Source organism: Phyllobacterium sp. GQ127 (genome assembly GCF_059758635.1).
Genome location: NZ_JCAXDZ010000050.1, coordinates 1 through 223, shown reverse-complemented (window position 1 = coordinate 223; position 223 = coordinate 1). Strand labels below are relative to the sequence as shown.

Genomic DNA, 223 nt, shown 5'->3' with positions numbered 1-223 from the left:
ATCCCTTGGTACAATACAGACCTAAATGCTATGCAGCGCATCGTTATTCCCGGACGCACCGTTGCACTCAAGGATACTGGTCCAACACTTGCAGACATGGAGCAGTCGCTGGGGATCATCGAACGATCTGGCGAACGGGAGACAGTTTCTATCGACCGGGCTTTGATTGCGATTGTCTTTGTTATCGCTTTGATCGTGACTTTACTGTCGTGTTCACCGCAAT

1 protein-coding gene is annotated in these 223 nt (G+C 49.8%); it reads left to right on the top strand.

The features are described from left to right. Positions 1 to 30 precede the first annotated feature (30 nt). Positions 31 to 223 (top strand): hypothetical protein (locus tag AC6CHM_RS25225; protein WP_498176100.1); only part of this gene is annotated, 193 nt, incomplete at its 3' end.